12 protein-coding genes are annotated in these 12,782 nt (G+C 71.3%); 4 read left to right on the top strand and 8 right to left on the bottom strand.

Going from position 1 to position 12,782, the window contains the following annotated elements:
• Positions 1–6 precede the first annotated feature (6 nt).
• The 5 genes from AB0L37_RS20725 to AB0L37_RS20705 are packed head-to-tail and all read right to left on the bottom strand — an operon-like array spanning position 7 to position 5,883.
• Entirely contained in the window at positions 7–774 is a 768-nt protein-coding gene (locus AB0L37_RS20725) for an SDR family oxidoreductase (protein ID WP_365507175.1), read from the bottom strand.
• Positions 771–2,135 (bottom strand): L-fuconate dehydratase, encoded by a 1,365-nt coding sequence (locus tag AB0L37_RS20720; protein WP_365507172.1) that lies wholly within the window; start codon positions 2,133–2,135, stop codon positions 771–773. Before AB0L37_RS20720 ends, AB0L37_RS20725 begins: the two co-directional genes overlap by 4 nt.
• A 60-nt stretch (positions 2,136–2,195) precedes the next feature.
• Positions 2,196–3,236, bottom strand: coding sequence for an ABC transporter permease (locus AB0L37_RS20715; protein ID WP_365507170.1), 1,041 nt, complete (start codon positions 3,234–3,236; stop codon positions 2,196–2,198).
• A 17-nt stretch (positions 3,237–3,253) separates the two neighbouring features.
• Positions 3,254–4,777, bottom strand: a complete 1,524-nt coding sequence (locus AB0L37_RS20710; RefSeq protein WP_365507168.1) for a sugar ABC transporter ATP-binding protein — start codon at positions 4,775–4,777, stop codon at positions 3,254–3,256.
• Positions 4,774–5,883: a sugar ABC transporter substrate-binding protein gene (locus tag AB0L37_RS20705; protein WP_365507165.1), complete on the bottom strand. Its 1,110-nt coding sequence runs from the start codon at positions 5,881–5,883 to the stop codon at positions 4,774–4,776. Before AB0L37_RS20705 ends, AB0L37_RS20710 begins: the two co-directional genes overlap by 4 nt.
• A 240-nt stretch (positions 5,884–6,123) precedes the next feature.
• Between AB0L37_RS20705 and AB0L37_RS20700 the strand changes: the two genes are divergently transcribed.
• Positions 6,124–6,822, top strand: a complete 699-nt coding sequence (locus AB0L37_RS20700) for a FadR/GntR family transcriptional regulator (RefSeq protein ID WP_365507162.1) — start codon at positions 6,124–6,126, stop codon at positions 6,820–6,822.
• On the opposite strand, the gene AB0L37_RS20695 is transcribed toward AB0L37_RS20700, so the two are convergent.
• Together AB0L37_RS20695 and AB0L37_RS20690 are read right to left on the bottom strand one after the other, a co-directional pair.
• On the bottom strand, positions 6,819–7,901 hold the full coding sequence (locus AB0L37_RS20695) for a HAMP domain-containing sensor histidine kinase (RefSeq protein ID WP_365507352.1): 1,083 nt from the start codon (positions 7,899–7,901) through the stop codon (positions 6,819–6,821). The genes AB0L37_RS20700 and AB0L37_RS20695 overlap by 4 nt on opposite strands.
• Entirely contained in the window at positions 7,894–8,580 is a 687-nt protein-coding gene (locus tag AB0L37_RS20690) for a response regulator transcription factor (RefSeq protein WP_365507160.1), read from the bottom strand. Before AB0L37_RS20690 ends, AB0L37_RS20695 begins: the two co-directional genes overlap by 8 nt.
• Positions 8,581–8,667: 87 nt before the next feature.
• On the opposite strand from AB0L37_RS20690, the gene AB0L37_RS20685 reads away from it, so the two are divergent.
• Positions 8,668–9,357, top strand: coding sequence for a M15 family metallopeptidase (locus tag AB0L37_RS20685; RefSeq protein ID WP_365507157.1), 690 nt, complete (start codon positions 8,668–8,670; stop codon positions 9,355–9,357).
• Between the two features lie 77 nt (positions 9,358–9,434).
• Complete coding sequence (locus tag AB0L37_RS20680) at positions 9,435–10,448, top strand: endonuclease/exonuclease/phosphatase family protein (protein ID WP_365507349.1); 1,014 nt, start codon at positions 9,435–9,437, stop codon at positions 10,446–10,448.
• On the opposite strand, the gene AB0L37_RS20675 is transcribed toward AB0L37_RS20680, so the two are convergent.
• A complete protein-coding gene (locus AB0L37_RS20675; RefSeq protein ID WP_365507154.1) occupies positions 10,438–11,154 on the bottom strand; it encodes a TetR/AcrR family transcriptional regulator C-terminal domain-containing protein in 717 nt (238 codons plus the stop codon). The two genes, AB0L37_RS20680 and AB0L37_RS20675, sit on opposite strands and share 11 nt — an antisense overlap.
• A 135-nt stretch (positions 11,155–11,289) precedes the next feature.
• Between AB0L37_RS20675 and AB0L37_RS20670 the strand changes: the two genes are divergently transcribed.
• Complete coding sequence (locus AB0L37_RS20670; RefSeq protein ID WP_365507151.1) at positions 11,290–12,771, top strand: APC family permease; 1,482 nt, start codon at positions 11,290–11,292, stop codon at positions 12,769–12,771.
• Positions 12,772–12,782: the final 11 nt, after the last annotated feature.

Raw genomic sequence — 12,782 nt, 5'->3', positions numbered from 1 at the left:
TGCCGGTCACTGCCCCGCGGGCCGCAGGCGCAGCCCCTGCATGCCGCCGTCGACGGCGAGGGAGGTGCCGGTCGTCGCGCCGGACAGCGGGCTCGCCAAGTAGGCGACGGCGCCCGCGACTTCGGCGGCGGAGACGAGGCGCCCGGTGGGCTGACGGGCTTCGAGGGCGGTGCGTTCGGCGGCCGGGTCGTCGGCCTTGTCGAGGAGCCGGCCGATCCACGGGGTGTCGGCCGTGCCGGGGTTGACGCAGTTGACGCGGATGCCCTCGCGGACGTGGTCGGCGGCCATGGCGAGGGTCAGGGAGTACACGGCACCCTTGGACGCGGAGTACAGGGCGCGCTGCGGCAGGCCCGCGGTGGCGGCGATGGAGCAGGTGTTCACGATCGCGGCGTGCTCCGATTCCCGCAGGGCGGGCAGGGCGGCGCGGGTCACGCGGACCATGCCGATGACGTTGACGTCGAGGACGCGGTGCCATTCGGCGTCGTCGTTGTCGGCCACGGTGCCCTGCGCGCCGATGCCGGCGTTGTTGACGACGACGTCGAGGCCGCCGAGGTCGGAGATCGCTGCCGCCACGGCGGCCCGCACCGTGGTGTCGTCCGTGACGTCGGCCGCGTATCCGCGCAGCGGCTTGTCCACGGCGCTGATGTCGCGGTCGAGGACGGCGACGTCGGCGCCGCGCGCGGCGAGCAGGTCGGCGGTGGCGCGGCCGATGCCGGAGGCGCCGCCGGTGACGAGCGCCTTGAGTCCGGCGAAGTCCTGGAGGGTGTCGCTCATGCTGCGGCTCCGTTCGTGGGCGTGCGGTCGGTGGGCGGGGCAGCGAGATCCTTGGCCCAGAACTCCCCGTCGGGGTAGGTGAATTCGGCGATCGACTCCGGGCGCATGGTGGCGGAGAAGCCGGGGGCCCCGGGGGCCGTGTAGTGGCCGTCGCGGACGACGACCGGGGCGAGGAAGTGCTCGTGCAGATGGTCGACGTACTCGATGACGCGGTCCTCGGTCGTGCCGGTCAGCGCGACGTAGTCGAACATCGACAGGTGCTGGACCAGTTCGCACAGGCCGACGCCGCCCGCGTGCGGGCAGACGGGGACGCCGAACTTGGCGGCGAGCAGCAGGATCGCGAGGTTCTCGTTGACGCCGCCGACGCGGGCCGCGTCGATCTGGAGGACGTCGATCGCGCCGGCCTGGAGGAGCTGCTTGAAGATGATGCGGTTCTGGACGTGTTCGCCGGTGGCGACCTTGACCGGGGTCACGGCGGTGCGGATCGCGGCGTGGCCGAGGACGTCGTCGGGGCTGGTGGGCTCCTCCACCCAGTACGGGTCGAACTCGGCGAGCGCGCGCGTCCAGCGGATCGCCTCGTCGACGTTCCAGCGCTGGTTGGCGTCGATGGCCATCCGGATGTCGGGGCCGATGACCTCGCGGGCGGTGCGGCAGCGGCGGATGTCGTCGTCGAGGTCGGCACCGACCTTCAGCTTGATCTGGGTGAAGCCGTCGGCGACGGCCTGCCGGGCGAGGCGGGTGAGCTTCTCGTCGGAGTAGCCGAGCCAGCCCGGTGACGTCGTGTAGCCGGGGTAGCCGCGCTCCAGGAGGCGGGCCGTGCGCTCGGCGGCACCGTGTCGGCCCGACTGGAGCATGACCAGGGCCTCTTGGGGGCTGAGCGCGTCGGCGATGTAGCGGAAGTCGATCTGCGCGACGAGCCACTCGGGGTCGGCGTCGGCGAGCAGCCGCCACAGGGGCTTGTCGGCGCGCTTGGCGGCGAGGTCCCACACCGCGTTGACGACCGCGCCGATCGCCATGTGCATCACGCCCTTCTCGGGCCCGAGCCACCGCAGTTGGCTGTCGCCCACCAGGTCGCGGTTGAGACTGCCCGGGTCGGCGCACAGCTCGTCGAGCGGGCGGCCGACGACGTGGTGGCGCAACGCGTCGATCGCGGCGACCTGGACGTCGTTGCCGCGGCCGATCGTGAACGTGAAGCCGTGCCCCTCGTGTCCGTCGGCGGCGTCGGTGCGCAGCACCACGTAGGCGGCGGAGTAGTCGGGGTCGGGGTTCATGGCGTCGGAGCCGTCCAGTTCCCGCGAGGTGGGGAACCGGATGTCGTAGGTGTCGACCGCGGTGACACGGGGCGCGGAGGTCGGGGTCACGGGATGCCTTTCGGGCGGGGGCCGTCGCGGCGGCCGGGGCGGTGGCGTCGAAGCGGGCGCTCAGTCCTGGGCGCGGCCGGTCGTCACGCGGGCGATCATCAGGGCGAGCAGGATGATTCCGCCGTAAATGGCCTGGATCCAGAAGGACGGCACCTGGGCGAGGGTGAGCAGGTTCTGTACGACGCCGAGCAGCAGGACGCCGGTGAGGGCACCGGACATGGTGCCCTTGCCGCCGTCGAGGCTGATGCCGCCGATGACCGCCGCGGCGAACACCGTGAAGATCATGTTGTTGCCCTGGTTGGCGCTGATGGCGCCGACGTAGCCGGTCTGCATGATGCCGCCGACCGCCGCGAGGACACCGGCGACGACGAACACGCCGAGCATGACGCGCTCGACGCGGATGCCGGCGGCGCGCGCGGCGTCGGCGTTGCCGCCGATGGCGTACAGGGCGCGGCCCACACGGTGGTACTTGAGGATCACGCCGGCGACGCCGAACGCCACGGCGGCCAGCCACACGGACATCGGGATGCGCAGGAACGTGGTGGTGGCGAGGGAGAAGAACGCGTCCGGCATGCCGAAGAGCGTCTTGCCCTTGGTGGCGCCGACGAGCAGGCCGCGCAGCACGATGAGCATCGCCAGGGTCACGATGAACGCGTTGAGCTTGAACTTCACGACGAGGATGCCGTTGAAGGCGCCGATGACGCCGCCCACCACGAGGATCGAGATCAGCGCGAGGGCGACGGGGAACTCGGTGCCCCAGCCGGACTGGGCGACGGGGAGCACGAGGAGGGCGCCGACGGCCGGCGCGATGCCGACGACCGATTCGAGGGACAGGTCGAACTTGCCGGTGATCAGGACGAGGGACTCGGCGAGGACGACCATCGCGAGGGCGGCGGAGGCACCGAGGATCGAGATCAGGTTGCGTTCGGTGAGGAAGGAGTCGTTGACGATCGCGCCGAGGATCATCAGCAGCAACAGGGCGGGGACGAGGGCGAGTTCACGCGCCCGGCGCAGCAGGACGCTCTTCGCGGCGCCGGCCGGGGCGGCGGGCCGTGGGGTGCGGGTCGGAGTCGAGGCCGACGGGGCCTTGGTGTCAGCCATGGTGGGCTCCTTTGAGGTCACTCGTCCTCAACGCCCTCGATGGAGGCGATGAGGTCGTGGTCCGACCAGCCGGCCGCGTGCTCGGCGACGACCCGGCCGTGGAAGAGGACGAGGACGCGGTCGCAGCGGCGCAGGTCGTCGAGTTCGTCGGAGACGACGAGCACGGCGGTGCCGTCGTCGCGGGCATGGTCGACGCGGCGCAGCAGCGACTCCTTGGACTTCACGTCGACGCCGGCGGTGGGGTTGATGAGGATCAGCAGATGCGGGTCGGAGGCGAGGGCGCGGGCCATGACGACCTTCTGCGCGTTGCCGCCGGAGAGGTCGGAGACCGGCTGGTCGGGGCCTTCGGTGTGGATGTCGAGGCGGTCGATGAGGTCGCGGGCGACGGCGCGTTTGCGCTCGGTGGCGACGAACCCGTACCGGCCGAGGCGGCCGAGGACGGTCATCGTGGCGTTGTCGCCGATGGACATGCCGGTGACGAGCCCCTGGTCGTGGCGGTCGCGCGGCACACACCCGACACCGGCGGCGAGCGCGGCCGACACATCGCCGAACGGCAGCCGCCTGCCGTCGAGTTGAGCCGTTCCGGCGGTCGGCGTGTGCAGTCCGGCGAGCGACTCGGCGAGGGCGATCTTGCCGCTGCCGCTGGATCCGGCGAGACCGACGACCTCGCCGCGGCGCACGGACAGGTCGATGTTCCGGTACGTGTCCGAGCTCAGCCCGCGTACGTCGAGGACGACCGGGGCGGCCTGGTCGTCGGCGGCCTGCTCGACGACGGCCTCGGCGGCGGCCGCCGCCGCTTCAGCGACCGCCTCGCCGGCCATGGCCTCCACCAGGGCGGGGCGCGGCAGTTCGGCGACCGGAGCCGTGGTGATCCAGCGGGCGTCGCGCAGCACGGTGACCGTCTGGCAGACCTCGTACACCTCCTGGAGGTGGTGCGAGATGAACAGGAAGGTCACGCCGGAGTCCTGGAGGGCCCGCATGCGCGTGAAGAGCCGGTCGATCTCCTTGTTGTCGAGCTGCGCGGTCGGCTCGTCGAGGACGATGAACCGGGCGCCGCCGCTCAACGCCCGTGCGATCTCGACCATTTGACGGTCCTCGACCTTGAGGTCGGCGGTGCGGGCGGCCGGGTCGACGCGGATGTCCCAGGTGTCGAGGAGCTGCGCGGCCTCCGCATGGAGCCTCTTCCAGCTGAAGAAGCCGCGGCGCACGCCGGGCTGCCTGTTGATGAAGAGGTTCTCGGCGACCGTCAACTCCGGTACGACGGTGGGCTTCTGGTAGACGCAGGCGACCTTGGAACGCCAGGCCTCGCGGTCGCCGAGGGCCGGTGCGGGCGCGCCGTCGAAGAGCAGCGTGCCCGCGTCCGGTGCCTGAAGCCCCGTCAGGACGGTGACGAGGGTGGACTTTCCGGCGCCGTTGCGTCCGACCAGCGCGTGGGACTCGCCCGCGCGCACGGTCAGGCGGCCGTCGGCGAGGGCGACCGAGGGCCCGTACCGTTTGGCGATGCCGTCGGCTTCGACCAACGGCGGTGTCGTCACCGTCATTTGACCGTGTTTCCCCACAGCTTGGGGTCGTCGACGTTGTCCTTGGTGACCAGCGGCGCGGGCAGCTGGTCCTCGAGGATGCCGCTGGGCAGCTTGACGATCTCCGAGTCGTGGTCGGTCGGACCCGGCTTGAACGTCTTCCCCTGCATCGCCGCCTTGATGTAGTACATCCCGTACTTGGCGTACGAGTCGGCGGGCTGCGAGACGGTGGCGTCGATCTGGCCCTTGCGGATGGCCTCGAACTCCTGCGGGATGCCGTCGTTCGAGACGATCGCGATGTGTCCGGCGCTGCCCGCCTTCTTCAGCATCCCCTTGGACTTGAGGGTCTGGAGGGTCGGCGCCAGGTAGACGCCGCCCGCCTGCATGTAGATGCCCTTGATGTCGGGGTTGGCGTTGAGGAGGGTGTCCAGCTTGGAGGCGGCGGTGTCCGACTCCCACTTCGCGGGGATCTCCAGGACCTTGAGCTTCGGGTACTTCTCCTTGACGCAGTCGCGGAAGGCCTTCGAGCGCTCACGGCCGTTGACCGAGGCCAGGTCGCCCATGATCTGCACGACCTTGCCGGTCTTGACCTGCTTGCCGAGGTACTCGCAGGCCTTCTCGCCGTACGCGACGTTGTTGGCGCGTACGACCATGGCGACCTTGCCCTTCTCGGGCGCGACGTCCACGGCGACGACGGGGACGCCCTTGCGTTCGGCCTGGTCGAGGCCCGCGGCGATGGCGGCGCTGTCGAGGGGCGCGACGACGAGGCCCTTCACGCCCTGGTTGAGCTGGTTGTTGATGTCGGTGATCTGCTGCGAGGGGTCACTGTTGGAGTTGACCGTCTTCAGCGCGTCGACGCCCTCGGACGTCGCCATTTTCGGCACGTAGTCGTTGTACGACTGCCAGAACGGCGAGGTCAGCAGGGGCAGGATGACGCCGACCTTGCCCTTGCCGTCGCCGCCTCCCCCGCCCGCGGAGCCCGCGTTGTCGTCCTTCGTGCTGCCGCACGCGCTGAGGGCGAGGGCCGCGCACCCCAGGAGGGCCGCGACGCGCAGCGCTCCCGCTCTCGAAGTCCTGGAGACCTCCGCGCTCTTCGTACCCTTCGTGCCCTTCGTGGTGCCAGTCATCGGACCGCTCCTCGGCTCCGGAAGTCAGGGACCGCGACCGGGTGTTGCGTGTCCCGAACCGGCCGCGCCGAGATATTTATCAGACCACTTCGGTGCGCCAACACCCTCTGGGCCCAAATTCCCTTGGGTTTTACCCCTCTGAGACCCTCAGAGACCCCGGAAAGGTCGGACCACCTCCATAGTGGTCTGACCACATTGCTGGTTAGACTGCGGCGCATCCGGCCGTAGGAGGACGTCATCGTGGAGCAGACCGCCCCCCAGAAGGGCACTGTCACGGAGCGGGCGATCGAGCAGATCAAGGCGATGATCGGCGGCGGCCGCCTGGAGCCGGGACAACGCCTCCCCACGGAACGGGACCTGGCGGTGCAGCTGGGCATCTCGCGCTCCTCGATGCGCGAGGCGATCCGGGCACTGACCGTGCTCGGCGTCCTGGAGGCGCGGCACGGATCGGGTATCTACGTCACGCAGTTGGAGGCCGGTGACCTCCTGGAGACGTTCGGGGTCGTCGCGGACCTCTCGCGCGGGCAGCAGCTCGTGGAACTCCTCGAAGTGCGCCGCATCCTGGAGTCGACGGCGACGGCCCTGGCCGCTGCCCGGATCACCCGACCCCAACTGGCCGAGGTCGAGGAGCACTTGATCGCGATGGAGGCCACGGACGACCCGGAGGAGATCCTCTCCCACGACCTCGCGTTCCACCGGGCGATCGTCGCCGCCGCGGGCAACGACACGATGGCGGCGATCCTGGAGGGCCTGTCCTCACGGACGTTCCGGGCGCGCGTGTGGCGGGGTTACCAGGAGGAGGGCGCGTTCGAGCGGACCCGGCGCGAGCACGCCCGCATCCACCGCGCGCTCGTCGCCCACGACCCGGAGGCGGCGCGGGCGGCGGCGGCCGCGCATGTCGGCGAGGTCGAGGAGTGGCTGCGCACGCAGCTCGACTAAGCGCGAGCGGGCAGTTCCACCGTGACGCGGAGGCCGCCCGTCGGGCGGGCGGTGAGGGCGAGGGTGCCGTCGTGGGCGTGGGCGATGCGCTCGACGATGGCGAGGCCGAGGCCGACGCCCGCCTGGTCGGTGTGGATGCGTTCGGCGCCGCGCCGGAAAGGTTCGGTGAGGGTGGCGACCAGGTCGGGGGCGAGGTGTTCGCCGGTGTTCTCGACCGTGAGCAGCACCGTCGTCGGCCGGGCCTGCGTCGTCACCCGCACCGAACCGCCCTCGCCGACGGGCAGGTTGTGGACGATCGCGTTGTGCACGAGGTTCGTCGTCAGTTGCAGCAGGAGCGCCGGAGAGCCGGTCGTGACGGCGATGTCGCCGGAGGTCTCGAGCGTGATGCCGTGCTTCTCCGCGAGGGGCAGGAGCGTCTCGGTGGCCTCCTCCGCGAGGAGCGACAGGTCGACGCGTTCGCGGGTGAAGGAGCGCTGGTCGGCGCGGCTGAGCAGGAGCAGCGCCTCGGTGAGGTCGATCGCCCGGGTGTTGACGACGGCGAGCCGGTCGAGGAGTTCGGGGATGTCGCTGTCGGGGTCGGCGCGGGCCACGTCGACGAGCGACTTCGAGATCGCCAGGGGGGTGCGCAGCTCGTGCGAGGCGTTCGCCGCGAACCTCTGCTGCTCCTCGACGTGCGCTTCGAGCCGGGCGAGCATCGCGTCGAAGGCGTCGGCCAGCTCCCGGAACTCGTCGTCCCTGCCCGGCATCCGGATCCGGTGCGAGAGCGATCCGCTCGCGGCGGTGCGGGTGGCTTCCGCGATGCGGTCGAGCGGGGCCAGCATCCGCCCGGCGAGCAACCATCCGCCGACGAGCCCGAACACCAGCAGGAAGCCCATGACGGCGGCGGCCGCGGGCACGAAGTCACGCAGCAGGTCGTCGCGGACCAGGAGGGTGCCTCCGGCGATGGCCGTCACGTTCGGCAGGGAGTGCACCAGGTACGCCCACATCGCCGCGAGCAGCAGGACGCCCGCGACCATGAGGAACCCGGCGTAGCTGAGCGTGAGCCTGAGCCGGACGCTCAGCCCCGGTTCCCTAGCCACGACAGCCACGGCCGTCCTCCTGTGCCTCGATGCGGTAGCCGACGCCCGGCACGGTCGCGATGACCCACGGCTCGCCGAGCCGCTTGCGCAGCGCCGAGACCGTGATGCGGACGGCGTTCGTGAACGGATCGGCGTTCTCGTCCCACGCCCGCTCCAGAAGCTCCTCGGCGCTGACGACACCGCCGTCCGCGCCGACGAGGACTTCCAGAACCGCGAACTGCTTCCTGGTCAGCGCCACATAGCGGCCGTCCCGGAAGACCTCGCGGCGGAACGGGTCGAGGCGCAGCCCGGCGATCTCCCGTACGGGTGGTCTGCTGTGGGCGCGCCGGCGGTCGAGGGCGCGCAGCCGCAGCGCGAGTTCCTGGAGCGCGAAGGGTTTCGTGAGGTAGTCGTCGGCGCCGAGTTCGAACCCGGTGGCCTTGTCGTCGAGGCGGTCCGCCGCGGTGAGCATGAGGATCGGCATCCCGCTGCCGGAGGCGACGATGCGCCGGGCGATCTCGTCCCCCGAAGGTCCTGGGATGTCGCGGTCGAGGACGGCGATGTCGTACGTGTTCACGCTCAGCAGCTCCAGGGCGGTGTCGCCGTCGCCCGCGATGTCGGCCGCGATGGCCTCGAGCCGCAGTCCGTCGCGGATGGCCTCCGCCATGTAGAGCTCGTCCTCGACGATCAGCACACGCATGCCGTCGATGCTAAGAGCAGGGACATATCGTCCGCGTATCGAAATCCGCATACGGGCCCGCAACACCGCGCTGCCTTGACTGTCGGCATGGCTCGAACACCTCCTTCAGCACGGACGGCGGCGCGGCGCACGCGCCGTGTCGTCCTCGGCCTGGCAGGCGTCGTGGCGGCGATCGCCGTGGTTCTCGGGTACCTGTGGCCGAAGCCCGCACCCGAGACGTCCGCGCGCGCCGCGCCTCCCGGCCGTACGCCCACGCACGCGCCCTCCGCCTCCTCGGCCCCGTCGCCGATGGAGTCGGCGCGCCCCGAGCACGGGGGTCCGCTGACCGCGGCCGACGGTGTCGTGCCCGACGGCACGACGGTCTTCGACGACTCGGTGCCGGCGGTGTCGCAACTCGATCCGGCCCTGCTCAAGGCGCTGCGGCAGGCGGCGACGGATGCCGGGCAGCGCGGGGTCGCGTTCCACGTCAACAGCGGCTGGCGCTCCCCCGAGTACCAGAACCATCTGCTCGACGAGGCGGTGTCGAAGTACGGCTCCGAGGACGAGGCCGCCCGCTGGGTGGCCACCGCCGCCACCTCGCCCCATGTGTCGGGCGACGCCGTCGACCTCGGCAGGTCCGACGCGACGGCCTGGCTGTCCGCACACGGCGCCGCCTACGGGCTGTGCCGGATCTACAAGAACGAACCGTGGCACTACGAACTGCGCGCCGAGGCGAGCGAGAAGGGGTGCCCGGCCCTGTACGACGACCCCACGCAGGACCCGAGGATGCAGCAGTGAGCACGAGCGAACGAGAGCAGACGATGACGCACGCCGACGTCGAGACGGACCGGCCGGACACGCGTGGCGGGGCGTCCATGCGTCCGCGCCGCGCCCTGCGGGCCCTGTCCCGTCCGGGCCCCTGGAAGCGCGGCCGCGTGCTCGCCGCGCTCGCGGTGCTGCTCGGCCTGGTCCTGCTGTTGCATGCGCACATCCCGAACGGGTTCAAGAACCTCGGCAGCCTGGTGGAGACCTTCCTGCCGTGGTTCGGAGTGTTCGTGCCGGTGCTCCTGGTCGCCGCGCTGTGTCGCCGCTCCGCCGTCGCGGTCGTCGCGCTGCTGCTGCCCGTCGTGGCCTGGCTGAGCCTCTTCGGCGGCCTGTTCACCACGTCGTCGCAGACGGGCGGCGACCTCACCGTGGTCAGCCACAACGTCGGCGCCGAGAACCCCGACCCGACCGGCACCGCACACGATCTGGCCGCCTCCGGCGCCGACGTCCTCGCCCTGGAGGAGATGACCCCGAAGGCCGTGGTCACGTACGAGAAGGCGCTGGCGACGGCGTATCCGCACCACGCCGTGCTCGGCACGGTCGGGGTGTGGAGCAAGCTGCCGCTGTCCCGCACCGAGCCGCTCGACGCGTCGGTGCTCCAGGGCATGTTCGGGCCGCTGGGCGAGCGGCAGCCCGTCGACGCGTCGTCGGACTCGATCCGGGCGATCCGTACCACGGTCACCACGGACAAGGGGCCCGTCGCCGTGTACGTGGCGCACCTGGGGTCCGTCCGCATCAACCCCCGCGAGGGACTGTCCACGGGGCAGCGGAACGCCGCCGCCGAGGCGCTCGCGAAGACGGTCGCCGAGGAGAAGAACGAGCGGGTCGTGCTGGCCGGCGACCTCAACGGCACCATGGACGACCGCGCGTTCGACAGCCTGACAGCGGAGCTCGACTCGGTGCAGGACGAGGCCGGCAAGGGTTTCGGCTTCACCTGGCCCGCCGCGTTCCCGATGGTCAGGATCGACCAGATCCTCGTCCGGGGTGTCCGGGCCGACAGCGCGTGGCTGCTGCCGGCCACCGGTAGCGACCACCGGCCGGTGGCGGCGACGATCAGCTGGTGATCCCGCCGCGAGGCCGCGGCGCCGCGGCCTCCAGCGCCGAGAGCAGCAGGTCGAGCGCCGCCTCGAAGGAGCTGCCCGCCATCAGCGCCAGATGAGGGCGTACCGCGGCGAGGTGGGGGTGCGTCTCGGCGGACAGACCCGCGTACTCCCCCTCCCACGCGCGGTCGTCCGCCGCCCTGCGTTCGGCCGGCAGCGCCAGGTGCGCCGCGTCGAGAGCCGCGTGCCCGAGGACCGTGTCGACGAACGCGGAGTAGTGCCGTACGGCGTCCTCGTCGCTGAACCCGGCCCGGCGCAGCAGCCCGATCCCCGCGTCCACGGCCCGGAACTCGTGGGCGCGGCGCGTCACCCGGTACGCCGCGAGCGCCGCGACCCGCGGATGCTCGCGGTATCCGCGGTGGATGCGCAGCGCCATCTCCCGCAGCCCCGCGCGCCAGCTCATCGTCTCCGGTGCGAAGCCCTCCGTCGCCTCGCCGATGATCCGGTCGGCGACGGCGAGCAGCAGGTCGTCCGTGTTGTGGAAGTACCGGTACAGCGCGCTCGGGTCGCAGCCGAGTGCCGCGCCGAGCCGCCGCACGCTCAGCGCGTCGGGCCCGTGCTCCCCGACCAGGCGCAGCGCGCAGTCCACGATCACGTCCTCGGACAGCAGCACCCCCGACTTCGTCGGCTTGCGGCGCCGCCGCTCCCCCGGAATGCGTCCCTCGGTCATCCCGCCCGCCCTCTCCGCCGGCCCGCACGACCCGCACCGCCCTTATGTCAACACCATTGACGCAACGCTGACAACCCCGGTTTGATCACAGCCTCCTCCCCACCCATGCCTCTTCCGTTCCCCAGGAGCCTGCTGATGAGAAGCGAACCTCCAGGTCTGCGTCGTTCCCTCGGTGTCGTCGACGGCATCGCGATCGCCGCCTCCAGCACGGCCGCCACGACGAGCATCGGCATCGGAATGGGGTCCCTCGCGGCGACGGTGGGGCTCCAGGCGCCGGCCATCCTGCTCGTCGCGTTCGTGCCCATCCTCGGGATCGCGACGGCGTACGCGCGACTGAACCGGCACGAGCCCAACATGGGCAGCGGCTATGTGTGGGTGGGCCGTTCGCTCGGCCCGTGGCTGGGCTTTCTGACCGGCTGGGTCACGCTCGTCGGCACCCTGGTCTTCATGGCGTACACGAGCGCGGTGACCGGTTCGGTCTTCCTCCAGTTCGCCAACAAGGCCCATCTGCACACGGTGCTGGGGATCGGCCTGGACCCGAACTCGACGGCGCTGTCCACGGCCGTCGGCCTGCTCGTGCTGACCGCCGTCACGGTCACGGCGGTCACCGGCGTCCGCAAGGCGACCCGCTTCCAGACGTGGCTGCTCGTCTTCGAGTACGCGGTCCTGCTCGGCTTCTGCGGCTGGTCCCTGATCACCGGCGCGCACGACTTCCAGTGGTCGTGGCTGAACCCGTTCGCCATCCACGACGGCACCGCCTTCGCGCAGGGCCTGGTCCTCGCGGTGTTCTTCTTCTGGGGCTGGGACGCCGCGTTCAGCGTCACCGAGGAGACCAAGGACGTACGGGACGCGGGCCGCGGCGGTTTCATCGCGCTGTTCAGCATGCTCGCGCTGTTCCTGTACGGGTCGGTGGCCTTCCAGTGCGAGATGTCGCTGCCCGAACTGATGGAGCAGGGGCCGCAGGCCCTCACGTATCTCGGCGCGAAGCTCGCCGACGAGCCGTGGGCGAGTCTGCCGCTGCTCGCCCTGCTGTTCTCGGCGGTCGCCTCGCTCCAGGCCAGCGTCATCCCGACGGCGCGCGGGCTGCTGGCGATGGGCCGGGACCGCACGATGGGGCGGGTGTGGACGCGGGTGAGCCCCCGGTACGGCTCGCCGGCCGTCGGCACGGTCCTCGTGATGTCGATCGCGGCCGCCGTCTCCGTGCTCGCGCTCGCCCTGCCCAAACTCAACGAGATGATCCTCGCGGCCGTCAACTCCATCGGCCTGACCGTCGCCCTCTACTACGGCCTGACGGCCCTCGCCTGCGCGGTCCGGTTCCGGTCGCTGCTGCGCACGGCGCCGCGCGAGGCGCTGCGCGCGGTCTGCGCGCCGGGGCTCAGCGGGCTCGCCCTGCTCGGCATCGGCGCGTACCTCGCGAAGTCGTACGCGACGATGAGCGACAGCTTCGAACTCCGCCCGGACAACGGCTGGTTCATGCTCTCGGTGCCCGCCGCGATCATCGTGTCGGGTCTCGTGATGGCCGCGGTCGCCAAGTACGGACGGCGCTCCCCCTACTTCACGACGGGGCGCGGCACCGACGCCGACGCGCTGACGCTGGCCGCGCCCGAAGTCCCGTAACACCCCTCATC

Source organism: Streptomyces sp. NPDC052225, from assembly GCF_040679615.1.
Taxonomy (GTDB): Bacteria; Actinomycetota; Actinomycetes; order Streptomycetales; family Streptomycetaceae; genus Streptomyces.
Note: the sequence above shows the minus strand (reverse complement) of the source record. Positions and strands in the feature narration are given on the sequence as shown.